The organism is Xanthomonas sp. BRIP62415 (genome assembly GCF_003993515.1).
GTDB lineage: Bacteria > Pseudomonadota > Gammaproteobacteria > Xanthomonadales > Xanthomonadaceae > Xanthomonas > Xanthomonas euroxanthea.
Genome location: NZ_QEZH01000037.1, coordinates 116,569 through 139,275, shown reverse-complemented (window position 1 = coordinate 139,275; position 22,707 = coordinate 116,569). Strand labels below are relative to the sequence as shown.

Sequence of the window (22,707 nt, the reverse complement as noted above, 5' to 3'; positions counted from 1 at the left end):
CGCTTCGTTATTGTTCGGTTAATTGTGGTGGGTATACTGCGTACGGCGTCGTATGTCGGGGGGGGGTCTCCGGCGCGCTCCAGCAGCCACTTGGCGCTGGGCGCGGGCGCTGTACCGACCACTGCAGTCTTTATCCGGAGAGCACCATCTTATGTCTACCGCTTCCACTCTCAGCCGCGCCACCCTGTTGGCCGTCGGTATCGCCGGCGTATTGGCCGTTGGCCAGGCCCACGGCGCCGCCTTCCAGCTGAAGGAAAACAGCGCCAAGGGTCTTGGCCGCGCCTTCGCAGGTTCCGGCAGCGCCCCGGACGATGCCTCGATCATCGCCAACAACCCGGCCGGCATGCGCCAGCTGGACGGTCGCCTGTTCCAGGCCGACGTCAGCGCCATCAGCTTCTCGGCCAAGTTCCAGCCCGACACCGCCACCTACGCCAATGGCGCCCCGGTCTCCGGCGGCAATGGCGGCGATGCCGGCATGATCGCGCCGGTCCCGGCGATGTACTTCCATGTGCCGTTCGGCGAGAACGACAACATGCACCTGGGTACCTCGCTGACCGTGCCGTTCGGCTTCAAGACCGAATACGACAGCAACTGGGTCGGCCGTTACCACGGCACCAAGACCGAGCTGCAGGCGATCGATTTCAACGTCGCGTTCTCCTACGACGTGAACCCGTACGTGTCCTTCGGTGCGTCGGTGTTCGCCGAGCGCCTGGATATCGAACTGCGCAACGCAGTGGACGCCGGTTCGATCCTGGCGCGCTCGCGGGTGCCGGGTTTCGCACCGGGCAATGCCGATGGCGCGCTGAAGATGAAGGGCCACAGCACTGAAGTGGGCTTCACCCTCGGCGGCCTGTTCAGTATCGATGAGAACACCCACATCGGTTTCAGCTACCGCTCGGAAGTGGAGCACAAGATCACCGGCGCGGACGTCGATTTCACCATGCCCGGCGGCGCCGCTGCGGTCTTCGCAAATGCAGCACCAGGCACCTTCATCGACACCAGCGGCCGTGCAACCGTGAAGTTGCCGGCCAGTGCCACGGCCAGCTTCACCCACAACGTGAACGAGCAGTGGTCGATCATGGCCGACGTCACGCGCACCGCCTGGAGCAAGTTCGACCAGGTCACGCTGGACTTCGCCTCCAACCAGCCCAACACCGTGCTGGACTTCTCCTACCGCGACACCACCTTCGCCTCGATCGGTGCCGATTACCGCATGAGCGAGACGCTGACCCTGCGTGGCGGCCTGGCCTACGACCAGACCCCGACCACTGCCGAGCACCGCGACGTGCGCGTGCCGGATGCGAGCCGCAAGTGGGTCTCGCTGGGTCTGAGCTGGCGTCCGTCGCAGCAGGCCGAATACAACTTCGGTTACACCCACCTGTTCACCAGCGACCCGACCAGCGACACCGTCAGCGCCACCGGCGACCGTCTGGCGGGCAGCTACAAGGTGAAGGGCGACGTGCTGGCCGCTTCGGTCAACTACAAGTTCTGATCGTCGTAGCACCACGCGTGTAACGAAAAACCCCGCTTCGGCGGGGTTTTTTCGTTGCTGCCTTGCGCACGCCGCCATCTGCGTTGCCGGCATGGCGTGCATAGGCGGGCCGAGGCACTGTCTTTCTGGGCGACGCAACGCCGAGCCACGCAGTGGCGATGCCTCATGGCAACGCGTTGACCGAGGCCGTCTACGCCGCCGGGCGCGCCGTGCAGGCGGCAGCGTGGATTGCTATGGTCGTGCGCATGGACCAACCCGACTTCATCCAGATCACCGACAACGCCGTCTCGCGCGAGGATTGCGCCGCCATCGTGCAGCGCATGCGCGCCAGCCAGCAACTGCAACCGGGGCGCGTGGGCAGCGGCGTGTTTCCCGAACTCAAGCACAGCCGCGACCTGCGCATCAGCGGCGTGGCCGAATGGGCCGCGGTGGAAAACCGCCTGCAAAAGGCCGTGTTCGAAGGCGTGCTGACCTACCTGCGGCAGTATCCACAAGCCCTGATTTCACCGCTGATGCTGCAGGTCACCACCGCCGACGGCAGCCCGCACCGGCTGGTGGCCGAGGACATCGTGCAGATGAGCGACCAGGCGTTGGGCGACCTGGCCCGCACCTGCCTGCGCCCGGGCGCGATCAACCTGCAGTGGTACACCGCCGACCAGGGCGGCTATCCGTACTGGCATTGCGAACTGTATCCACGCGATGCCAGCGCCGACACGCTGCACCGCCATCTGCTGTGGACGCTGTACCTAAACGAGGAGTTCGAACAGGGCGAAACCGAATTCCTGTTCCAGCAGCGCAAGGCCCGCCCGCGCACCGGCAGCCTGCTGGTCGCCCCCACCGCCTTCACCCACACCCACCGCGGCAACCGCCCGGTCGGCGGCGACAAGTTCATTGCCACCAGCTGGATCCTGTTCCAGTCGGCAAGCGCCTTGTACGGCGGGGAATAGGGAATCGGGAGTAGGGAATCGCAACGGCAACAGCAATTCGCAACAGCGCGGCTCTTGCTGTTCCGATTCCCGATTCTCCATTCCCGACTTCCCGCCGCTAGAACAGACTGCCCTGCGGCGATTGCGGTACCGGCTTGGCCGGTGGAGCAGGGCGCCGGAACTTGCCGGTGTCCAACGCCGGCATGGCGCGCGCGTCGAAACCGCTGCGGCGGTGGGCCAGGGCGAAGCGGCGTGCCAGCAACTCCGCGTACACGCCTTGGCCGCGCATGCGTGCGCCGAAGGCGCTGTCGTAGTCCTTGCCGCCGCGCAGTTGCTGGATCGTGCTCATCACATGCGCAGCGCGTTGCGGGTGATGGGTCTGCAACCAGTCGCGGAACAGCGGCGCCACTTCGTGTGGCAGCCGCAGCAGCACGTAGCCGGCACTGTGCGCGCCGGCATCCGACGCGGCCTGCAGGATCGCCTCCAGCGCATGGTCGTTGATCCACGGGATCACCGGCGCGGCCATCACCCCGACCGGCACGCCGGCCTCGTGCAGTGCCCGCATCGCGCGCAGGCGGGCGTGCGGTGCGGACGCACGCGGTTCCAGCCTGGCCGACAGATGCGGGTCCAGCGTGGTCACCGAAAAATGCACGTTGACCAGGCCCTCGCGTGCCAGCGGTGCGAGCAGATCCAGATCGCGCGTGACCAACGCATTCTTGGTGATCAGCGTGAACGGGTGCCGGGTCTCCCACAGCACCTCGATCAGGCGCCGCGTCAGTGCGCGTTTGCGCTCGATCGGCTGATACGCATCGGTGTTGATGCCCAGCGCGATCGGGCTGGGCACATAGCCCGGGCGCGACAGTTCGCGCCGCAGCAGCTCCGGTGCATTGGTCTTGGCGAACAGCTTGGTCTCGAAATCCAGCCCGGGCGACAGGTTGAGATAGGCATGCGAGGGCCGCGCAAAGCAGTAACTGCAGCCATGCTCGCAGCCACGGTACGGATTGACCGATTGCGAGAAGCCGATGTCCGGCGATTGATTGCGGCTGATGATGCTGCGCGCGGTTTCCTCGGTGACCTGCGTGCGTAACGCCGGCGCGGCGAACTCCTCGCTGTCGTCGGCGTACCAGCCATCGTCCACTGCCTGCTGGGTGGTGGTTTCGAAGCGTCCGGGGAAGTGGCCGGTCGCACCGCGGCCCTTGATCGCAGTTGCCATCGCGTCATCGTACGGCCGGCAGGTCTCAGGCAATGCGACCACGCGCAGCGCCACGATGAAGCTTTCAGGCCCGGCGCGGCGATCGTGTTGGTCGCCCGGTCATCGCAGCGGCGCGTGCGGCCCGTAGAATCCGCGCATGCTCGCATCCGTACAGGGCGCGTGGGATCGGCTGGCCACCGTTCCCCACCTCGAAGCGCTACTCCTGGCCGCCTATGTGCTGTACCTGCTGTGGATCGCCAGCTGGATCGTGCTGCAGAAGCGCGAGCCGGTGGCCACGCTCAGCTGGGTGCTGTCGCTGGCCGCGCTGCCGTACCTGGGCCTGCTGATCTACTACTGGCTCGGCCCGCAGAAAGTCAAACGCCAGCGGCTGCGGCGCGGCCGCTCGCGCTCGGGCATGGAGAGCTATAGCAGCGTCTGCCCGCCGGACGCAGACTGCACCGAGCTGGCCAAGATCGCCCAGTCCACCACCGGCCTGGCCCCCAGCAGCGCCACCGAGGTGCACTGGCTGGTGGATGGCGCGGCCACCTATGCGGCCATCATCGAGGCCATCCGCGGCGCGCGCGACCACATCCATCTGGAGTACTACATCTTCCAGCCCGACCACAGCGGCACCGCGATCTGCGATGCGCTGATGGAGCGCGCACGCGCCGGCGTCAAGGTGCGCCTGCTGATGGATGCGGTGGGCTCGTCGGCGATGACCCGGCGCAGCTTGCGGACGCTGCGTGCGGCCGGCGTGGAGACCGCCTGGTTCCATCCATCCCAGTTGCTCAAGCCGTTCAAGCGGCCGTGGCTGAACCTGCGTACCCACCGCAAGGTGGTCGTGGTCGACGGCAGGATCGGCTTCACCGGCGGCATCAACGTCACCGACGAAGAGAACGAGCAGGTCCGCAGCGATGCCTATCGCGACCTGCACGTGCGCCTGCAGGGCCACGTGGTGCGCAGCCTGCAGCTGGTGTTCCTGGAAGACTGGCTCTACGCCACCGGGCAGGGCCGCGCCGCCTTCCACGGCCAGCAGCTCTGGCCCGAGGACGTGCCAAGCCGCGCGCAGGGCGATGTCGACGCGCAGGTGCTGATCTCCGGGCCGGATTCCTCGTGGGAGTCCATCCACCGGCTGATGGTCGCTGCGATTCACGAAGCCCGGCATCGGGTCTGGCTGGTCACGCCGTACTTCGTTCCCGGCGAGGCCGCGCGCATGGCGCTGACCTCGGCCGCATTGGGCGGCCTGGACGTGCGCCTGCTGGTGCCGCGCGTCAGCGACTCGCGTCTGGTCACCTACGCGGCGCGTTCGTATTTCGACGAGCTGCTCGAGGCCGGCGTGCGCATCTACGAATATGGCCCGCGCATGCTGCACACCAAGGCGCTGCTGGCCGACGACGACGTCTGCATCGTCGGCAGCGCCAATTTCGACAGCCGCAGCTTTCGCCTGAACTTCGAGCTGTCGATGCTGTTCCGCGACCAGGCGGTCGCGGCCGAACTGGCCGGCTTGATCGACGCCGACCTGCAGCACGCGCAGGAAGTGCGCTTTGTCCGCCATCGACCGTTGTGGCGCTCTCGGCTGCCCGAAGCCTGCGCACGGCTGCTGTCCCCGCTGCTGTGACCCGCATCGCCGTGCCCACGTGGAACCGTGCCGGGCGCGGCGCTACACTGCCGCCACTGATCGGGGAGCTCGTCATGCACTGGCTGTTTCTGCTTATGGCGTTGGGTGCGCTGGTGCTGGCCTTCAGCACGCCGCACGTGTGGTTGCTGGTGGCTTCGCTGCTGGTGGCACTGCTGTTGCTGTTGCTGTGGACGCGCGGTTGGTTCGCCTCGCGCATGGGCGATGCCCAGCGCGACACCAGCAGCCTGATCGACCCGGCCGAGCTGCGCCGCCTGCGCGAGATTGCCGAAGCCCGCAAGGCCGCCGCACTCGACGCCACCCGTGATGGCGAGCCGCAGGCCTGAGACCGACGCAGTGACCACCCAGCTCAGCGTCAACGTCAACAAGATCGCGGTGTTGCGCAATTCCCGCGGCGGCCACGACCCGGATGTGGTGCAGGCCGCCCGCACCTGCATTGCCGCCGGCGCGCACGGTATCACCGTGCACCCGCGCCCGGACCAGCGGCATATCCGCGCCGATGATGTGCTGGCACTGAGCGCGCTGACGCGCGAGCACGGCGTCGAATTCAATATCGAGGGCAATCCGTTTGCGCCACCGCGCGACGGTTATCCGGGTCTGCTGGCGTTATGTCGTGCCACGCGGCCCGAGCAGGTCACCCTGGTACCGGATGGCGATGGACAACTGACGTCCGACCACGGGTTCGATTTTGCGCAGGACACCACCCAACTCGCCGCGCTGATTGCCTCGTTCAAGGCAATCGGCGCGCGCGTCAGCCTGTTTGTCGATGCAGGCAATCCCGATATTGCGCAAGCGGCGGTACTGGGTGCAGACCGTATCGAGTTGTACACCGGCCCCTATGCGCAGGCGCATCTGAGCGGCCAGCCAAGTGCTGCATTCAAGCTGTTTTCCGACGTTGCACAACGCGCAGCCGCGGCAGGTCTTGGCGTCAATGCCGGTCATGATCTGTCGCAGGCCAATCTCGGTGACTTTCTCGGCGCCGTCCCGGGCGTGCTGGAAGTCTCGATCGGCCATGCATTGATCAGCGAGGCCTTGTATCAAGGCCTGGATGTGACGGTACGCGCCTATCTGGGGATACTGCGCGGCGCATCGATCGACGCTTGAGATAATCAAGCGGAGTATATAAATGTGCAGCGTCGTTACCGGGCATTGTATCGGAGCAGGTTTTCTGCCCCCGATGCGATGGTTATCGATGACTTCCATCTGGTTTACCGGGTGAGTTAATCGCGTATTTACTGCACAAAACTGATGCCATCCACCTGCGTATTCCTGGCCGCATGCAGCGCCTTGGCCATCACCGCGTATTTGCCATCCGCACTGGCGGCGATGCGCAGCTGCGGCTGATGGCCGCTTGCCTGGCGTATCTGTTCGATCAACCTGTGCTGGAATTCCTGCAGCGTGACCGGGCTGGCATTCCGGAACACCTGGCCGCTGGCGTCCACCCACAACGCGATCGGTGCAGGCGGTTCGGACCCGTGAAAGCGCTTGCCGGCTGCGCTATGACAGAGCAACTGTGATTAACCGCGCACGATGAAGATGAAGATGATCAACAACACAGCGCTGTCGCCTGATCGAGCATAAAAAAACGCCACCGTTTCCGGTGGCGTTGCAGTCGCGTCATGACTGTTGTGTTGCGGTGTTGCGATGTCTTACTGCATGAAGCCGATTTTCTTCATCTGCGAGTTCTTCGCCGCAGCGAGCACCTTGGCCATCACCTCGTACTCCGCATCTTCATTGGCATCGATGCGCAGTTCCGGCTGATTGGTCGGATCGGCCTGCACCACTTCTTCCATCTTCTGCTGCAACTGCGCGACCGGGGTCGGGCTGTTGTTCCAGAACACCTGGTTGCTGGCGTCGATACGCAACTCGATCGGCGGCGGCGGTTCGGTCGTCTGCGGTGGCGGGTTGAGCACCCGTTGCGGCAGATCCACGGCGATCGGGTAGGTCATGATCGGCGCGGTCACGATGAAGATGATCAGCAGCACCAACATCACGTCCACCAGGGGCGTGACGTTGATGTCGGCCATTGGGCCACGGTTTCCACCGGTACTGAATGCCATGGCTTACTGCCCCTTCTCTTTGGTTGCGACGAAGCCGACGTCCAACATGCCCTGACCCTGCGCGATCTTGGTGATCTCGTTGATCGTACGCATCTTGGTCGTGCGGTCGCCACGCAAGTTGAGCGGCGGCTGCGGTGTCTGCTGTGCGGCGGTGGACAGGCGCGATTCCAGGGCTTCCTTGGAAATCGGCTCGTCGTTCCAGTACAGCGACCCGTCTTCCTTGACGGCCAGGGTGATCGGCGCGGCGCGTTTCTCCGCATCTTCCTTCTGGATCAGGTTGGCCTCTGGCAGCTCCACCTTGACCTTATGGGACATCAGCGGTGCCGTAATGATGAAGATGATCAGCAGCACCAACATCACGTCCACGAGGGGCGTCACGTTGATGTCGGCCATCGGGCCACCGCTGTTTCCACTACTGAAGGCCATAACGGGCTCCGTCTAAATCGTTGCGAAGTCGTTCTTTACTACGGATTAGCGAACGCGCGAACCAGTGGCGAAGAAGTCGTGCAGGTCGTGGGCGAAGGTGTCGAACTTGGCGATCACCGAGCTGTTGACCTTGGAGAAGAAGTTGAACGCGAACACGGCCGGGATGGCGACGAACAGACCGATCGCGGTCATGATCAGCGCTTCACCCACCGGGCCGGCAACGGCGTCGATGGAGGCCGAACCGGTTGCACCGATCTTAATCAGCGCGCCGTAGATGCCCCACACGGTACCGAGCAGACCGACGAACGGCGCGGTCGCACCGACGGTGGCCAGCAGGGTCATGCCGGACTGCAGCTTGGTGCTTTCGCGGGTCACGGCCTGACGCAGGGCGCGATCGACGAATTCCGAACGGCTCAGGCTCTCGCCCAGGCCACCGGTGCTGCCTTCGGCGCGCTGGTGGTGAGCAGCAGCCTGCGCTGCATCCAGTGCGATCTTGGAGAACGGCTCGGAAGCCGGCTGCTCTTCCATGGCACGGATGGCGTCCTGTGCATTCGGGGCATCCCAGAACGCGGTGGTGACGCGGTCGGCCGCGCTCTTCAGACGGGTGGCGCGGAAGATGTTGATGACGGTCCAGTACCAGGAGGCAGCGGACATGGCGATCAGGGTGATCAGGACGACCCAGGACACGGCGAAATCGCCGGGGCTGGAGGTCATTTCGGTGATCAAGTGCTCGAAGCCCATCTGCGACAGAGCGGCCGACGGATTGGAGCCCCCTGCAGCGGCGGCGATAAAGAATTCCTGCAGCATGACGCTTACCTTTGTTGTGTGTGGTGATGAAGGGTGGAGCGAAAGGAAGACAGGATCCTGGGCCGGCCGTGGCCGGCCCGTGGGATCAGTTCAGAGCAAAGTTGACCGGGACGCGGACACGTCCGGCGGCTTTCTGCCCGTTGACAGTGGAGGCGTTGAACTTCCACTTGCGTGCTGCGTCCATCGCGGCACGGTCAAGGTCGCGGTTGCGGCTGGACTTTTCGACCGACACGTTGGTCACGTTGCCGCTGGCATCCACATCCACGATCAGGATGACCTCGCCTTGGACACCGGCCCGGAATGCAGCCGGCGGGTACTTCGGCGGGTTCATGTTCTTGGACGAGATATCGACACTGGCGCCGATGTCACTCGGTGGAGCCGGTGGAGCCGGCGGCGCCGGTGGCGTGACGATATCGCTGGGACGCGGTTCGGGAACATCGACGACCGGTGCTTCCGGCGGCGGCGGAACCGGTGACGGCTTCGGCGGCGACAGATTCTTGACCGGCGGTGGCGGCTTGTCTTCCGGCGGCGGCGGCGGCGGCGGCGGCGGGGGAGGAGGCGGTGCATCCACCAAGGTGACCATGGTGGTGCGCTCCTTCTCTGCCGGAGCCTTCGGCGCCACTGCAGGGATCAGCAACATCATCAGTGCAGTGAGGTGCAGGGCAATTACAAAAGCAATGCCGATAATGCGGGCCCAGCTCAGACCCTGGTTCCCGGCATCATAGTCATGCCTGTGGATAACGAGTTGTTCCGTCATGCGCCAATGGCTCTTTCAGTGGGGGCCCCGGATCACTGTGATGATCCCCAGGTTTTCGGACGGCTTTGACACCGCAGGAACCCCCAAGCTTATACCAATCCCGAGTCCTGTAACCACTAAAAACACAGGGATTTCGGGGGTTTATTTTCTTTTTTACTTCAGATTGATGATCTTCTTGGCGTCATCAGGTTTTTTGACACCCTTGGCGATTGCCTGCTGCGCGGCCTGCTTGGCCTCCGGGATGCGACCTTCCGAATGCAGCACCTTGGCCAGATTCAGATAGGTCTCGCCGTCCTTGGAAAGCGGTGCGGCCTTTTGCCAATTCTCGATCGCCTTGGGCACATCTTCGCTGTAGTAATACGACTGTGCCAGCGCAAGGTATGTCTGATAATCGGGTTTAAGGATGCCTTTTTGCATACCTTCATTGATGACCGCGATGACGTCCTTTTCCTTGTTCTCGGTGTTGGCGTAGATGGAATACAACTGCTTGTACTCCTTTTCTTCGGTCAACTGCCCGGCCGCGCGCAGCTTGTCCATCACTGCGGCAGCCTTGTCCATCTGGTCGGCCTGCATATACATGCTGGCCAGGTTGAGCTGGGCCTTCTTGTCGTTGGGCGTCTTGGCGGCGAGCGCTTCGGCAGCGGCCACCGCCTCACCGGTCTGGCCGGCTTCGGCATAGGCCGCCATCAGCAACTGGTTCCAGGTGTCCTTCGGCTCGGGCGAGGCGGCGATGGCCTGCTTCAGCACCGGAATGGCTTCCTTGTAGCGCTCTGCCTGGTACAGCGCCTGCCCCTTGAGGATCAGATCTTCCGGGCGCTGCGACTTGCTCTCTTCCAGATACTTGTCCAGCGTTGCCAGGCCTTCGGCCTGCTGATCGTCCTGCATCTGCAACTGCGCCAGCATCAGCATCGACTGGAACTGGCCGTTGTTGTCCAGCGCATTGAGGCCGATGGCCTGCTGCAGATACGTCTTGGCAGCGGCGGTGTCGTCCATGTTGTACGCCGCCTGGGCGGCCAGCTGCGCCGCCAGCGCCTTGTCGGCTTCGTTGGCCGAGCCATTGGCCAGGATCTCATCGGCCTGGGTACGCACGGCCGGGAAGTCTTCGCCCTTGTTGAAGGTTTCGATCAGCTTCTGCAGCTTGCTGCCCAGCTTGGAGGAGGGCTTGATCGTCGGCGCGGCGCGGGTGGACTGCGGATACAACTCTTCGGCCTTGCCGCTGCCCTTGGACTTGCGGCTGGCGCGCTCGGACGAACGATCCGACTGCGCGACCGCATCGGCGACGACAGCCCCGCCCAGCGACGCGGCGATGAACAGGGACAACAGGGCTTGCTTGCGGTTGAGCAGTTTCATGTTTCACCTCGGACGAGCCGCCGTCGGGCGGTACGGAAAGCGGAATAAACGCTGTACGAAAAATCTGAGCCGGCAAAGTTAGCAGAAAGTCTCAGTTCCCGAAAACGGTTTCCATGCTGTGTTGCGACATTCGGTACGTAAGCGCTGCACGATCAGCCGCAGCGCGGCACGCGTCCGTCCTGTCGCGCTTGCTGGTAAACGGGTTCGAGTTGACCGACGTCTGCCTGCAATTCGCGGATGCGATTGGCCGGGTCGGGGTGGGTGGACAGCCACTGCGGCTGGCGGTTGCCGCTGGCGGCCATCATGTTCTGCCACAGCGTCACCGCCTGGGCAGGATCGAAGCCGGCCTGGGCCATCAGGCGCTGGCCGACCACGTCGGCCTCGCTCTCCTGAGTCCGTGAGCCCGGCAGCAGAAACACGGTCTGGGCGGTCATTCCGCCGACCTGGTTGACGGCACTGGCCGCACCGTCGCCATAGGCCGCACCGGCCAGCGCGCCGATGATACCCAGGCCGGTCTGCGCACCAAGCTGACGGGTGATGCGTTCTTCATGATGGCGCGAGATCACGTGCCCGATCTCGTGCCCAAGCACGGCAGCTAGCTGATCCTGGGTCTTGGCGACGGTGAAGATGCCGGTGTTCACGCCGACCTTGCCACCGGGCAGGGCGAAGGCATTGGCTTCGTCATCGACAAACAACGCGGTTTCCCAACGGGTCTCGCGCCACTGCGGCGGCAGCTGCGCGACCAGCGCATTGACCACGCACTGCACGTAGGCGTTCTGCTTGCCGTCGGTGCTGACTTTTTCCTTGGCCTTGGTCTGCGCGAAGGACTCTGCGCCAAGCTTGTCGAGCTGGTCCTGGGTGACGCCTCCCACCACCTGTCGGCGGCCGGTCGGCGAGGTTGTGGTGGCACATGCCGTCAATGCAAAGACGGCGACAACGATCAACAGCCTGGCTTTCATTCAGTCCCCCTTGAACCCTGGGGGCATTTTGGCAGGCTCGTCTTAACTTTTCGTCAAACGGCTCAGCCGAGGCCAAAAAAGTACAGTGCCGCCAGGGCGGTGGCGTTGTTGACGCCATGCGCCACGATCGGTGCCCACAACGTGCCGGTGCGCCAATACAGCCATGCAAACGCCGCGCCCATGCTGCCGTAGACCAGCCACAGTTGCGCGATGGCGGCCGGGCCGTTGCCGCTGACGCCGGGCACTTCGTGCACCAGCGCAAAGATCGCGCTGCTCAGCACGATGCCCAGCCAGGGCCGGCCGGCGGCGAGCAGGCGGCCGAACAACACGCGTCGGAACAGCAGTTCTTCGTACGCCGGGGCGATGGCCACGGCAAACACCACCAGCGCCAGCGGCCATTGCTTGATGGCTTCTTCCATCAACGGCAGGTTGGTCGGCACCGGCTTGATGCCCAGCGCGGACGCCGCGACGCTGACCAGATTGCTGAGCAGGAACACGCCAACCGCGATCAGCGCGGTCCAGCCCCAGGTCGAGACACGCCTGGTGGCGGCCCGCGAGGCCCTGCGTTCGTCTGCGGTCGCGCGGCGGCGCCAGTAGTACAGCAGCAGGGCCGGCGAGGCCGTGCTGACCAGCGCGGTGATCAGTTGCACCAGCACGCCCGGTTGGCCGATCGTGGCCATGATCTGGGTCGGGGAGGGCGTCAGGCCCTGCGCCTTGGCGGCCTGCACGGCGCTGACGCCGCGGAACACGCCCCAGAGCGCGAAACCGGCCACGCTCAGCAACAACAGCAGGCCGGTGGCGATCAGTACATCGATGCCGAAGCCGAGCAAGGGCGGAAGCAGCGGGGCATTGCCGGCAACCGGCGTCGCTGCCGGCCTCGGTGGAGGATCTGTGCGCATCGTCGTCCTGAAAAAACCGCAGACGCCGGCGCATCACCTGCGCGATGTGCCGGCGGGCGACGGTGGCTCAGATGTCCAGGTTGGACACCTTCAGCGCGTTGTCCTCGATGAAGTCGCGGCGTGGCTCGACCACATCGCCCATCAAGGTGCTGAAGATCTGATCGGCGGCCACGGCATCTTCGATACGCACCTGCAACAGGCGACGCGTATCCGGGTTGACCGTGGTCTCCCACAGCTGCTCGGCGTTCATTTCGCCCAGGCCCTTGAAGCGCTGCACCTGGCGGCCCCGCTTGGCCTCTTCCAGCAGCCAGGCATGCGCCTGGGCAAAGCTGGTGATCGGGTGGGTCTTGTTGCCGCGCACGATCTGCGCGCCTTCGCGGACCAGGTCGTGCAGGGCCAGCGAGACCTCGCGCAGCGGACGCAGCTCGCCACTTTCGAACGCGCCCATCGGCAGCACCTGGGTGAATTCCTCGCCCATGTGCCTGCGCACCGCCACCAGCGACGCCGAGGCGCTGTCGGTGGCCGGGTCGAAACGCAGCTGGTAGCGCGCCGTGCCCAGGGTGCCGCGGTTGAGCACCGCCTGCAGCGCATCCAGGGTGGGATGCGCCTCGCCTTCGGCCTGCAGCTGGTCCACGTCCAGCGGCGGCAGGTCGATCAGCGCGGTAAGCAGCGCCGGGTCGTAGCGGTGCGCATTGCGCGCGATCGCCTCGTTGGCGCTGGTGAACAGCATCAACAGCTTTTCCAGCGCTTCGCCGGTGATCGGCGGCTCGTCGGTGGCGGGGATCAGCGCCGCGCCTTCGACCGCATTGCTAGCCAGATAGGCATTGAGCGCCGCATCGTCCTTGAGATACAGCTCGCTCTTGCCCTGCTTGAGCTTGTACAGCGGCGGCAGGCCGATGTAGATGTAGCCGCGCTCGATCAGCTCCGGCATCTGCCGGTAGAAGAACGTCAGCAACAGGGTGCGGATGTGCGAGCCGTCGACGTCGGCGTCGGTCATCAGGATGATGCGGTGGTAGCGCAGCTTGTCCGGGTTGTACTCGTCGCGGCCGATGCCGGTGCCCAGCGCGGTGATCAGCGTGCCGACCTGGTCGGACGCCAGCATGCGGTCGAAACGCGCACGCTCGACGTTGAGGATCTTGCCGCGCAGCGGCAGCACCGCCTGGTTCTTGCGGTTGCGGCCCTGCTTGGCCGAGCCACCTGCCGAGTCACCCTCGACGATGAACAGTTCGGACAGCGCGGGGTCCTTTTCCTGGCAGTCGGCCAGCTTGCCGGGCAGGCCGGCAATGTCCAGCGCTCCCTTGCGGCGGGTCAGGTCACGCGCCTTGCGCGCGGCTTCGCGCGCACGTGCGGCGTCGACGATCTTGCCGGTGATGGCCTTGGCTTCGTTCGGGTTCTCCTGCAGGAACTCCTGCAGGCGCGCACCGAAGGCGTTTTCCACCGCCGGACGCACATCCGAGCTGACCAGCTTTTCCTTGGTCTGCGAGGAGAAACTGGGGTCGGGCACCTTGACCGACAGCACCGCGATCATGCCTTCGCGCATGTCGTCGCCGGTCAGCGCCACCTTGGCCTGCTTGGCGATGCCGTTCTGCTCGATGTAGTTGCTGAGCACCCGCGTCAGCGCGGCCCGGAAGCCGGCCAGGTGGGTACCGCCATCCTTCTGCGGGATGTTGTTGGTGAAGCAGTACATGGTTTCCTGGTAGGCGTCGGTCCATTGCAGGGCCACGTCCACCACGATGCCGTTGTGCTCGCCGGTCACCGAGATCACATTCGGGTGCAGCGGTGACTTGAGCTGGGCCAGATGCTCGACGAAGCTGCGGATGCCGCCTTCGTAGTGAAAGTCGTCGCGACGGCCTTCGCCACGCTCGTCGATCAGCGCGATCTTGACGCCGGAATTGAGGAACGACAGCTCACGCAGGCGGCGCGCCAGGATGTCGTAATGGAACTCGACATCGCTGAAGATCGCCACCGCCGGCTTGAAACGCAGTGTGGTGCCGCGCTTGGTCGAGGCTTCCAGCTGCTTGAGCGGGTACTGCGGCTCACCCAGCGCGTATTCCTGCTGGTAGTGGAAGCCGTCGCGCCAGATGTCCAGCCACAGGTGCTCGGACAGCGCATTGACCACCGACACGCCCACGCCATGCAGGCCGCCGGACACCTTGTAGCTGTTGTCGTCGAACTTGCCGCCGGCGTGCAGCACGGTGAGGATCACCTCGGCCGCAGAGACGCCTTCTTCCTTGTGGATGTCGACCGGCACGCCGCGGCCGTTGTCGGACACCGCGACCGAGCCATCGACCAGGATCCTGACCACGATGTCGTCGGCATGGCCGGCCAGGGCTTCGTCGACCGAGTTGTCGACCACCTCGAACACCATGTGATGCAGGCCGGTGCCGTCATGAACATCGCCGATGTACATGCCGGGGCGCTTGCGGACGGCTTCCAGGCCACGCAGCACGGTGATCTTGCTGGAGTCGTAGGTGCCGTTGGGAGTAGGCGAGGTGTTTTGTTCGTCGGTCATGCGTGTGCCGTTAGCTCCACAACACGGGGCGCAGGCGGCAGGAGCCGCATCGCACCGTGGGAAAAGGGGGATAGCCCGGAAATTATACCAGTCGGCCCACCTGCGCCGCGGATGGCTAGGTCACGGGCCTCAGCACGGCGACAGTGCCATGTTCCACGTGGAACTGGTGCAGCAGCTTTCCGGAGTCGAGCAGGCCGGGCGGCACTTCGGTGGCGGTGATCAGCACCTGGGCTGGTGCGGAAGCCAAGCGGTGCAGCACGCGCGCCTGGTGGTGGCGATCCAGCTCCGAACCCAGGTCGTCCAATGCAATCACCGGCCATTCGCCACGCTCATGGGCGAAGTCTTCGGCCTGCGCCAGCAGGCAGGCGAGGGCGGTGAGCTTTGCCTGGCCACGCGAGAGCGCATCCTTGCCCGGGAGCGCGTCGAAGGCGGGTGCCCAATCGGCGCGGTGCGGCCCCTGCGAGGTGTAGCCGTTCTGACGGTCACGCTCGCGTGCCAGGAGCAGCGCATCGGCAAGCGAGACCTCATGACGTTTCCAGCCCGGCGCGAACATCAGCGCGGACAATCCGAGCGACGGGGCGATGGCAGCGGCGACCGGAATCAAGCGTTCCTGCAGCCGCTCCAGGTAGCGAAGGCGACGCGATGTCAGCGTTTCGCCGGATTCGGCAAGTTCGTGATCCCAGGCATCGAGCATCCGCGGCTGTGCGCCCTGCTTGAGCAAGGCATTGCGCTGCTTGAGCGCCCGCGCATAGCGCCGCCATAGCGCCAGGAAGTCAGGTTCCACGTGGAACAGGCCCCAATCCAGGAACCGCCGCCGCGGTTCACCGCCACCACTGATCAACACATGGCTCCCGGGCTCGAAGGTCACCACAGCCAGTGCGGCACACAGGGCACCGAGCTGTGCGACATCCTCTCCGTCCAACCGGCCGGTCCATTCCTGCCCGCTATGGCGCAGACCTGCCCGACGCGTGCGTTCGCCCGTCTCGGCCGTGCCCTCGTGCCACTCAACGAAGACCTCCAGATCGCTGGCGCCTTGCTGGATCAGTCCGTCGCGCACGCGGCCACGAAAGCTGCGGCCGTAGGCCATCAGGTGCAGCGCTTCCAGCACGCTGGTCTTGCCTGCACCGTTATCGCCGGTCAGCAGGTTCAAGGAACGGGCGGGGTGGAGGTCGACGGTCGCGAAACGACGAAGTCGATGGATGGACAACCGCACTACGTGCATCGATCGGTGTGCTCTGCGCTGTGATCCGGCATCCCGGTCGGAGCGGAGGATACGTGATCGATGCGGATCCTGCGCGTGGTCACGTGAAGCGGTCCACGGACAAGCAGGGGACAAGCTGTGGATAAAAAGCAAGCCTGAGAAGCGCCGCGTGCTTATCCACAGGTTGCTGACCCTTCCACAGGGGTCTAGACACAGGGTTTCGAGGCAATAAAATCCTTTCAAAACATAGAGATAGTCTGGTTTCTGGCGAAATCTGGCCCTACCATCACCACCAAGCTCTTAAATTATTTATAGATTTAAAAGCAAAGCTCGATGTGCATAAGTCAAAAACAGGCCAAGGAAACACGTCAACCGGGCGCTGCCGAGCAATTGAGTACGGAGCAGGAAATCTTGGACTCAGGTGAAGTCGTTCAGGCCAACCGAGCTTCGCGTGATGTCGATTGAGGTATCGAAGAAGCGCCCCGACTAAAAGGCCAATCTCACTGTCGGGTGCGACTCGCGGTATCGCCGATCCTCGAAGGGCGACGACCTGGGTCAGGTCAACTCTGGGGGATCCCACCGACAGCATGCCTGGGGACCAGCTTGCTCTGGGAGCGGCGGATGGTCCAACCCAGGCACCTAGCGTTTACAGCAATGCGGTAACGAGACAGCTCGCTGCCTGTCGCAAGGATGTAGTGCAGCACCACACGCGATCGTCCCAACGTCCACGTCGATGACAGCGGCAGAACAGCTGCACGATCGTGGCCTGCGAATGCCTGGGTGCTTCAGCGGTCGTGGCTTCAAGGAAGCGAGCTGACGCGCGTACCACCCGATCCTCGACCGCCTGAAAAGCAGCGTGTCCATCGAGCCTCGCTTGGCCAACTGCCTGGCGATCGGCTCCGGCGACCTCTGCGACCACTCAGCACGCCATAGCAGGCGATTCGGGGCAAAGCGCCGAGGCAGCGAGACAGGCAATGCCGCTCCTGCGCAGCCGGTGATTGCCAGCGCTTAGAAAGCTTGACGCAGCAAGCGAGTCGCCCCTTCGCTGCACAAACAAAAAGCCCGGCAATCGCCGGGCTTCGCGTGTTCCACGTGGAACGCACGTCAGAGACGTAGCGGCATCACCACATGGCGCGACTTCTCGCTGCTGGCTTCCCGCACCAGTGCCGACGAATTCGCATCCCGCAACTGGATGACCACGTGCTCATCGCGCAATGCCGATAGCGCATCCAGCAAGTAGTTCACGTTGAAGCCGATGGCCAGGTCATCGACTTTGGTGTCGGCCTCGATTTCTTCCTGTGCTTCTTCCTGCTCGGGGTTATGTGCGCTGATCTTCAGCTGGCCCGGCGAGACTTCCACACGCACACCACGGTATTTCTCGTTCGACAGGATCGCCGCACGCTGCAGCGACGCACGCAGCGCTTCGCGATCGACCTTGACCTCGCGGTCGGCGCCGATCGGAATCACTGCCTCGTAGTCCGGGAAGCGGCCGTCGATCAGCTTGGAGGTGAAGGTCACATCGCCACGCTTGACGCGGATATGGCTGCGACCCACTTCCAGTTCCACGTCGCGATCTGCCGCTTCCAGCAGGCGCAGCAGTTCCGTCACGCCCTTGCGCGGCACGATGATCTGCCGCTTGGCGCCGCCGGACTTCTCCAGTTCGGTCTCGCACAGCGCCAGGCGGTGGCCGTCGGTCGCAACGCAACGTAGCAGGCCCTCGCGCAGGTCGAACAGCAAGCCGTTGAGGTAGTAGCGCACGTCCTGCTGGGCCATGGCGAACGCAGTGCGCTCGATCAGCTCCTTCAACGCCGCTTCCGGCACTGCCACGCGCTCGGTGGCTTCGACTTCATCCACCGACGGGAAATCGTTGGCAGGCAGCGTGGCCAGGGTGAAGCGGCTACGCCCGGCCTGCACCGTGACCTTGTCGCCGGTCTGCGAAATGGTGACGCGGCTGCCGTCGGGCAGGGCGCGCAGGATGTCGAACAACTTGCGGGCCGGAATCGTGGTTTCGCCGTCCTGCGCGTCTTCCACCATCGTGCGCGAGATCATTTCCACTTCCAGGTCAGTACCGGTCAACGAGACCTGTCCGTCCTTGACCTGCACCAGCAGATTGGCCAGAACCGGCAGGGTTTGACGGCGTTCGACCACATTGACCACCTGGGCCAATGGTTTGAGGAAGGCTTCGCGCTGCAGTGTAAAACGCATGTGGTTCCGTGCCCCTATGCTTTAAAAGATATGGAATAAATCAAAAGCTTGGTGGTGATGGTAGGGCCGTTTTCAGCGGATAACCACCGTAACTCTTTGTTTCCAAAGAAATTTTCACGCCTGAAAGTCGTTGGACTAGTGCCCCTGGTCTAGCGGTAAAACCTGTGGATAGTTTTCCGCCCGACCTGCGAGGCAACGTTATCCACAGATTCTCCCGCATTTGACCCCAACGTTTCCACGCTTTTCTCCACGCAGACCGTCGGGGCCGTCCCCGGCCTACTCGCTGAGCTTGCGAATCAGCTTTTCCCAGTCCTCGCGCAGCTTGCCGTCGGCCTCCATCAGCGTGCGGATCTGCCGGCAGGCATGCAGCACGGTGGTGTGGTCGCGGCCGGCGAAGGCGTCGCCGATCTCCGGCAGGCTGTGTTCGGTCAGTTCCTTGGCCAGCGCCATCGCCACCTGGCGCGGACGCGCCAGCGAGCGGGTGCGTCGCTTGGAGAGCAGATCCTTCATCTGCAGGCCGTAGTAGTCCGCCACGGTCTTCTGGATGTTGGGGATGCCGATCGCCTGCTGCTGGGCACGCAACAGGTCGCGCAGCGTCTCCTGGGCAAATTCCACCGTGATCGAGCGGCCGGTGAAGTTGGCGCGTGCCACCAGGGTGTTGAGCGCGCCTTCCAGGTCGCGCACGTTGGAGCGCATCTTCTTGGCGATCAAAAACGCCACGTCGTCCGGAATCTCGGCGCCGCGCTCGCGCGCCTTGGCCAGCACGATCGCCGCACGGGTCTCGAAATCCGGCGGGTCGATCGCCACCGACAGGCCCCAGGCCAGGCGCGACTTCAGCCGCGGTTCCAGGCCTTCGACCTCGCGTGGGTAGCGATCGCAGGTCAGGATGATCTGCTGGCGACCATCGAACAGCGCGTTGAAGGTGTGGAAGAACTCCTCCTGCGTGCGGTCCTTGCCGGCAAAGAACTGGATGTCGTCGATCAGCAGCGCATCGATCTGCTGGAACTGGCGCTTGAACTGGTCCATCGCCTTGTCCTGCAGTGCCCGGATCATCGCGCTGAAGAACTGTTCCGAGCGCAGATACATCACCTTGGCGGCCGGGTTGGCCTGGCGCAGCGCATTGCCGGCGGCGAACATCAGGTGGGTCTTGCCCAGGCCGGTGCTGCCGTACAGCAGCAGCGGGTTGTGCGCGCGGTCGCCGGGCTTTTGCGCGGCCTGGATCGCGGCGGCCAGCCCGAGCTGGTTGCTGCGGCCTTCGACGAAGTTGGCGAAGGTGTAATGCGAATCCAGATTGCCGGCGAACGGCACGATCGGCGCGGCAACCGGCGCGCTGGGCGTGGCCATCGGTGCCGGCTGCGGTTCCGGCGCGCGTGGGCGCGAGCCGACCGCCAGCGCCACTTCGCCGTTGCCGACGAAATACGCCACCAGTTCGCGGATGCGCGGCAGGTAGCGCTCGCGGACCTGGTCGACGATGAAGGCGTTGGGCGCATACAGCACGATGCTGTCGCCGCGGTCTTCGGCTTGCAGGGGTTTCAACCAGGTATGGACGTCTTCGGGCGGGAATTCGGCTTCGAGACGTTCCAGACAGCGGGGCCAAGCATCCATCAAAGTATGATCATCTGTTGCTGGCTGCGGCGCGCAGAAAAGCGCCGTGCTCGCAGCCCGGTAGTGAAAAGAGGATGGGCCAGACTAGCACCGAGGGCAGGGTTTTCCCAGACTTATTCACAGGTCCATCCACAGGGCGCCACCGCCGTCACCTCCGGTAAAGCGTGCGGGGAGTTGACCCGGACGCAGGTGGCCCTATAGAATTGCCGGTTCTATTCGTCTCCATTCATGCAGAGGGCCCCATGGCCACCAAGCGTACTTTCCAACCCAGCAACCTCAAGCGAGCACGCGACCATGGTTTCCGCGCACGTATGGCAACCGCCGACGGCCGCAAGATCCTGGCTCGCCGCCGCGCCAAGGGCCGCAAGCGCCTGAGCGCTTGATTGCCGCGCCGCTCACTGCGGCCGAGGCAGTCCCTAACGTGAACGCATCGAACCCGTGCAGGCGATTTCCTCGCTCTGCGCGGGTTCGTACGCGTGCGCAATATACGGTCGTTTTCGATACGGCACGTCGTACCTCGGACCCGTTGCTCAGCCTGCACTGGCGGACCGGCGATACGCCGCCGCGCCTGGGCATGGCGGTGTCGCGCAAGGTCGATACGCGTGCGGTGGGCCGTAACCGGATCAAACGCGTCCTGCGCGATGCCATGCGCCATCTGCTGCCCGAGCTTGCCGGCGGCGACTACGTGATTGTGGCGCGCTCGGCGGCCGCAAAAGCGACCAATCCACAGATTCGCGATGCCTTCGTGCGTCTGCTGCGCCGTGCTGGCGCATTGCCCCTGCCTGCCGCGCCCGGCACAATGCCGCCCGCCAGGACGATGCACCCATCCTCCCTTTCCCCGACAGAGCCGGAACCCAGTTCCGACTGAGCGAGTTGCTGCCCGATGAACCAGACCCGTGTTTTCCTGATTTTTGCCTGGCTGATGGTCGCGGCGCTGCTGTGGATGGAGTGGGGCAAGGACAAGGCGGCCGCCAATGCGCCGGTGGCCGCGGCGACCCAGTCGGTGCCGGCCGCGCGTGACCTGGACGCAGCTGCGACCGCGGCCAATGTGCCGGCGACCAGTACCACCGCCGCGACGCCGGCCGCTGCCGGCGCTGCGCCGGTGATCACCCTGACCTCGGACGTGCTGCGCCTGAAACTGGACGGCCGCAGCGTGCTCGATGCCGAATTGCTGCAGTTTCCGCAGACCAAGGACGGCACCGCGCCGGTCAGCCTGCTGACCGAAGATGCCGCGCACCCCTACAACGCCACCAGCGGCTGGGCCAGCGAGCATTCGCCAGTTCCTGGCGTGGGCGGCTTCCGCGCCGAACAGCCGGGCACCGCGTTCGCACTGGCCAAGGGCCAGAACACCCTGGTGGTGCCGTTCGTGTGGAATGGCCCCAACGGCGTGTCGATCCGCCGCACCTTCACCCTGGAACGCGGGCGCTACGCGATCTCGATCAAGGACGAGGTGATCAACAACAGTGGCGCGCCGTGGAACGGCTACGTGTTCCGCAAGCTGAGCCGGGTGCCGACCATCCTCAGCCGCGGCATGACCAACCCGGATTCCTTCAGCTTCAACGGGGCGACCTGGTACAGCCCGCAGGAAGGCTACGAGCGTCGCGCGTTCAAGGACTACATGGACGACGGCGGCCTCAATCGCCAGATCACCGGCGGCTGGGTGGCGCTGCTGCAGCACCATTTCTTCACCGCGTGGATTCCGCAGAAGGACCAGGCCTCGCTGTATGTGCTGAACCAGGACGGCCCGCGTGACGTGGCCGAACTGCGTGGCCCGGCCTTCACTGTCGCGCCGGGTCAGACCGCCACCACCGAGGCACGCCTGTGGGTCGGCCCGAAACTGGTCAGCCTGATCGCCAAGGAAGATGTGAAGGGGCTGGACCGTGTGGTCGATTACAGCCGCTTCTCGATCATGGCCATCATCGGCCAGGGCCTGTTCTGGGTGCTGAGCCATCTGCACAGCTTCCTGCACAACTGGGGCTGGGCCATCATCGGCTTGGTGGTGTTGCTGCGCCTGGCGCTGTATCCGTTGTCGGCGGCGCAGTACAAGTCCGGCGCCAAGATGCGCCGCTTCCAGCCGCGCCTGGCGCAGCTGAAGGAGCGCTACGGCGATGATCGCGTCAAGTACCAGCAGGCGACGATGGAGCTGTTCAAGAAGGAAAAGATCAACCCGATGGGCGGCTGCCTGCCGCTGCTGATCCAGATGCCGATCTTCTTCGCGCTGTACTGGGTGCTGGTTGAATCGGTGGAACTGCGTCAGGCGCCGTGGCTGGGCTGGATCCAGGACCTGACCGCGCGCGATCCGTACTTCATCCTGCCGCTGCTCAACATCGCCATCATGTGGGCTACGCAGAAGCTCACCCCGACCCCGGGCATGGACCCGATGCAGGCCAAGATGATGCAGTTCATGCCGCTGGTGTTCGGAGTCATGATGGCCTTCATGCCGGCCGGCCTGGTGCTGTACTGGGTGGTCAACGGCGGCCTGGGTCTGCTGATCCAGTGGTGGATGATCCGCCAGCACGGCGAGAAGCCGAGCAAGATCATCCAGGCCAACGCCAAGTAAGCAGTTGCACAGAGCCCGCCGCAAGGCGGGCTTTCTGTATGTGCGCCCGGATGTCGTTTTTTTAGCTATGCCACGGATGCTGTCGTGATGTCATCGCTGTTGCATCGCTTGCGATGCACC

General features: G+C 64.4%; 20 protein-coding genes and 1 pseudogene. 8 read left to right on the top strand and 13 right to left on the bottom strand.

All coding sequences use genetic code 11. From position 1 onward, the window contains the following. Nucleotides 1-151 precede the first annotated feature (151 nt). Both EO141_RS19990 and EO141_RS19985 read left to right on the top strand, forming a co-directional pair. Complete coding sequence (locus tag EO141_RS19990) at nt 152-1,492, top strand: outer membrane protein transport protein (RefSeq protein ID WP_104586250.1); 1,341 nt, start codon at nt 152-154, stop codon at nt 1,490-1,492. 245 nt (nt 1,493-1,737) lie between these two features. Further along, nucleotides 1,738-2,439, top strand: coding sequence for a 2OG-Fe(II) oxygenase (locus tag EO141_RS19985; protein WP_127170177.1), 702 nt, complete (start codon nt 1,738-1,740; stop codon nt 2,437-2,439). A 97-nt stretch (nt 2,440-2,536) separates the two neighbouring features. Here EO141_RS19985 and EO141_RS19980 read toward each other — a convergent pair whose 3' ends face one another. Beyond that, nucleotides 2,537-3,631 carry a PA0069 family radical SAM protein gene (locus EO141_RS19980; protein ID WP_127170070.1) on the bottom strand — a complete coding sequence of 365 codons (1,095 nt, stop codon included), beginning with the start codon at nt 3,629-3,631 and terminating at the stop codon, nt 2,537-2,539. Between the two features lie 136 nt (nt 3,632-3,767). Between EO141_RS19980 and cls the strand changes: the two genes are divergently transcribed. The 3 genes from cls (at nt 3,768) to EO141_RS19965 (ending at nt 6,350) form a co-directional block, all read left to right on the top strand. Beyond that, complete coding sequence (cls, locus tag EO141_RS19975; RefSeq protein ID WP_104586248.1) at nt 3,768-5,228, top strand: cardiolipin synthase; 1,461 nt, start codon at nt 3,768-3,770, stop codon at nt 5,226-5,228. Between the two features lie 74 nt (nt 5,229-5,302). Beyond that, complete coding sequence (locus EO141_RS19970; protein WP_127170069.1) at nt 5,303-5,572, top strand: hypothetical protein; 270 nt, start codon at nt 5,303-5,305, stop codon at nt 5,570-5,572. 10 nt (nt 5,573-5,582) lie between these two features. Beyond that, entirely contained in the window at nt 5,583-6,350 is a 768-nt protein-coding gene (locus EO141_RS19965; protein ID WP_127170068.1) for a pyridoxine 5'-phosphate synthase, read from the top strand. 128 nt (nt 6,351-6,478) lie between these two features. On the opposite strand, the pseudogene EO141_RS19960 reads toward EO141_RS19965, so the two are convergent. From EO141_RS19960 to dnaA, 12 genes and pseudogenes are all read right to left on the bottom strand, one after another. Beyond that, nucleotides 6,479-6,715, bottom strand: a pseudogene (locus tag EO141_RS19960) (biopolymer transporter ExbD); the annotation flags it as partial. A gap of 180 nt (nt 6,716-6,895) precedes the next feature. Then, a complete protein-coding gene (locus EO141_RS19955) occupies nt 6,896-7,306 on the bottom strand; it encodes a biopolymer transporter ExbD (protein WP_011035269.1) in 411 nt (136 codons plus the stop codon). A 3-nt stretch (nt 7,307-7,309) separates the two neighbouring features. Continuing rightward, entirely contained in the window at nt 7,310-7,732 is a 423-nt protein-coding gene (locus EO141_RS19950; protein ID WP_011035268.1) for a biopolymer transporter ExbD, read from the bottom strand. 45 nt (nt 7,733-7,777) lie between these two features. Next, nucleotides 7,778-8,539 (bottom strand): TonB-system energizer ExbB, encoded by a 762-nt coding sequence (gene exbB, locus EO141_RS19945; RefSeq protein WP_005912445.1) that lies wholly within the window; start codon nt 8,537-8,539, stop codon nt 7,778-7,780. An 85-nt stretch (nt 8,540-8,624) separates the two neighbouring features. Continuing rightward, complete coding sequence (locus tag EO141_RS19940) at nt 8,625-9,182, bottom strand: energy transducer TonB (RefSeq protein ID WP_180496974.1); 558 nt, start codon at nt 9,180-9,182, stop codon at nt 8,625-8,627. Nucleotides 9,183-9,449: 267 nt separating this feature from the next. Continuing rightward, nucleotides 9,450-10,646: a tetratricopeptide repeat protein gene (locus tag EO141_RS19935; protein WP_104586347.1), complete on the bottom strand. Its 1,197-nt coding sequence runs from the start codon at nt 10,644-10,646 to the stop codon at nt 9,450-9,452. Between the two features lie 152 nt (nt 10,647-10,798). Next, nucleotides 10,799-11,605 carry a M48 family metallopeptidase gene (locus EO141_RS19930; RefSeq protein ID WP_104586348.1) on the bottom strand — a complete coding sequence of 269 codons (807 nt, stop codon included), beginning with the start codon at nt 11,603-11,605 and terminating at the stop codon, nt 10,799-10,801. A gap of 62 nt (nt 11,606-11,667) precedes the next feature. Then, nucleotides 11,668-12,504, bottom strand: coding sequence for a CPBP family intramembrane glutamic endopeptidase (locus EO141_RS19925; protein ID WP_127170066.1), 837 nt, complete (start codon nt 12,502-12,504; stop codon nt 11,668-11,670). Nucleotides 12,505-12,571: 67 nt separating this feature from the next. Further along, entirely contained in the window at nt 12,572-15,016 is a 2,445-nt protein-coding gene (gyrB, locus tag EO141_RS19920) for a DNA topoisomerase (ATP-hydrolyzing) subunit B (RefSeq protein ID WP_104586350.1), read from the bottom strand. Between the two features lie 115 nt (nt 15,017-15,131). After that, the gene (recF, locus tag EO141_RS19915; protein ID WP_127170176.1) at nt 15,132-16,238 is read right to left on the bottom strand and encodes a DNA replication/repair protein RecF; all 1,107 of its coding nucleotides are present in this window, start codon (nt 16,236-16,238) and stop codon (nt 15,132-15,134) included. 1,083 nt (nt 16,239-17,321) lie between these two features. Further along, on the bottom strand, nt 17,322-18,422 hold the full coding sequence (dnaN, locus tag EO141_RS19910; protein WP_104650390.1) for a DNA polymerase III subunit beta: 1,101 nt from the start codon (nt 18,420-18,422) through the stop codon (nt 17,322-17,324). Nucleotides 18,423-18,698: 276 nt separating this feature from the next. Next, complete coding sequence (gene dnaA, locus EO141_RS19905; protein ID WP_024939149.1) at nt 18,699-20,027, bottom strand: chromosomal replication initiator protein DnaA; 1,329 nt, start codon at nt 20,025-20,027, stop codon at nt 18,699-18,701. A 242-nt stretch (nt 20,028-20,269) separates the two neighbouring features. On the opposite strand from dnaA, the gene rpmH reads away from it, so the two are divergent. From rpmH to yidC, 3 genes are read left to right on the top strand one after another with little or no spacing between them, the layout of a single operon-like run. Next, nucleotides 20,270-20,410 carry a 50S ribosomal protein L34 gene (gene rpmH, locus EO141_RS19895; RefSeq protein ID WP_002805908.1) on the top strand — a complete coding sequence of 47 codons (141 nt, stop codon included), beginning with the start codon at nt 20,270-20,272 and terminating at the stop codon, nt 20,408-20,410. A 38-nt stretch (nt 20,411-20,448) separates the two neighbouring features. Then, complete coding sequence (gene rnpA, locus EO141_RS19890; RefSeq protein WP_104650389.1) at nt 20,449-20,895, top strand: ribonuclease P protein component; 447 nt, start codon at nt 20,449-20,451, stop codon at nt 20,893-20,895. A 15-nt stretch (nt 20,896-20,910) separates the two neighbouring features. Further along, nucleotides 20,911-22,587 (top strand): membrane protein insertase YidC, encoded by a 1,677-nt coding sequence (gene yidC / locus EO141_RS19885; RefSeq protein ID WP_127170065.1) that lies wholly within the window; start codon nt 20,911-20,913, stop codon nt 22,585-22,587. The last annotated feature ends 120 nt before the right edge of the window (nt 22,588-22,707 follow it).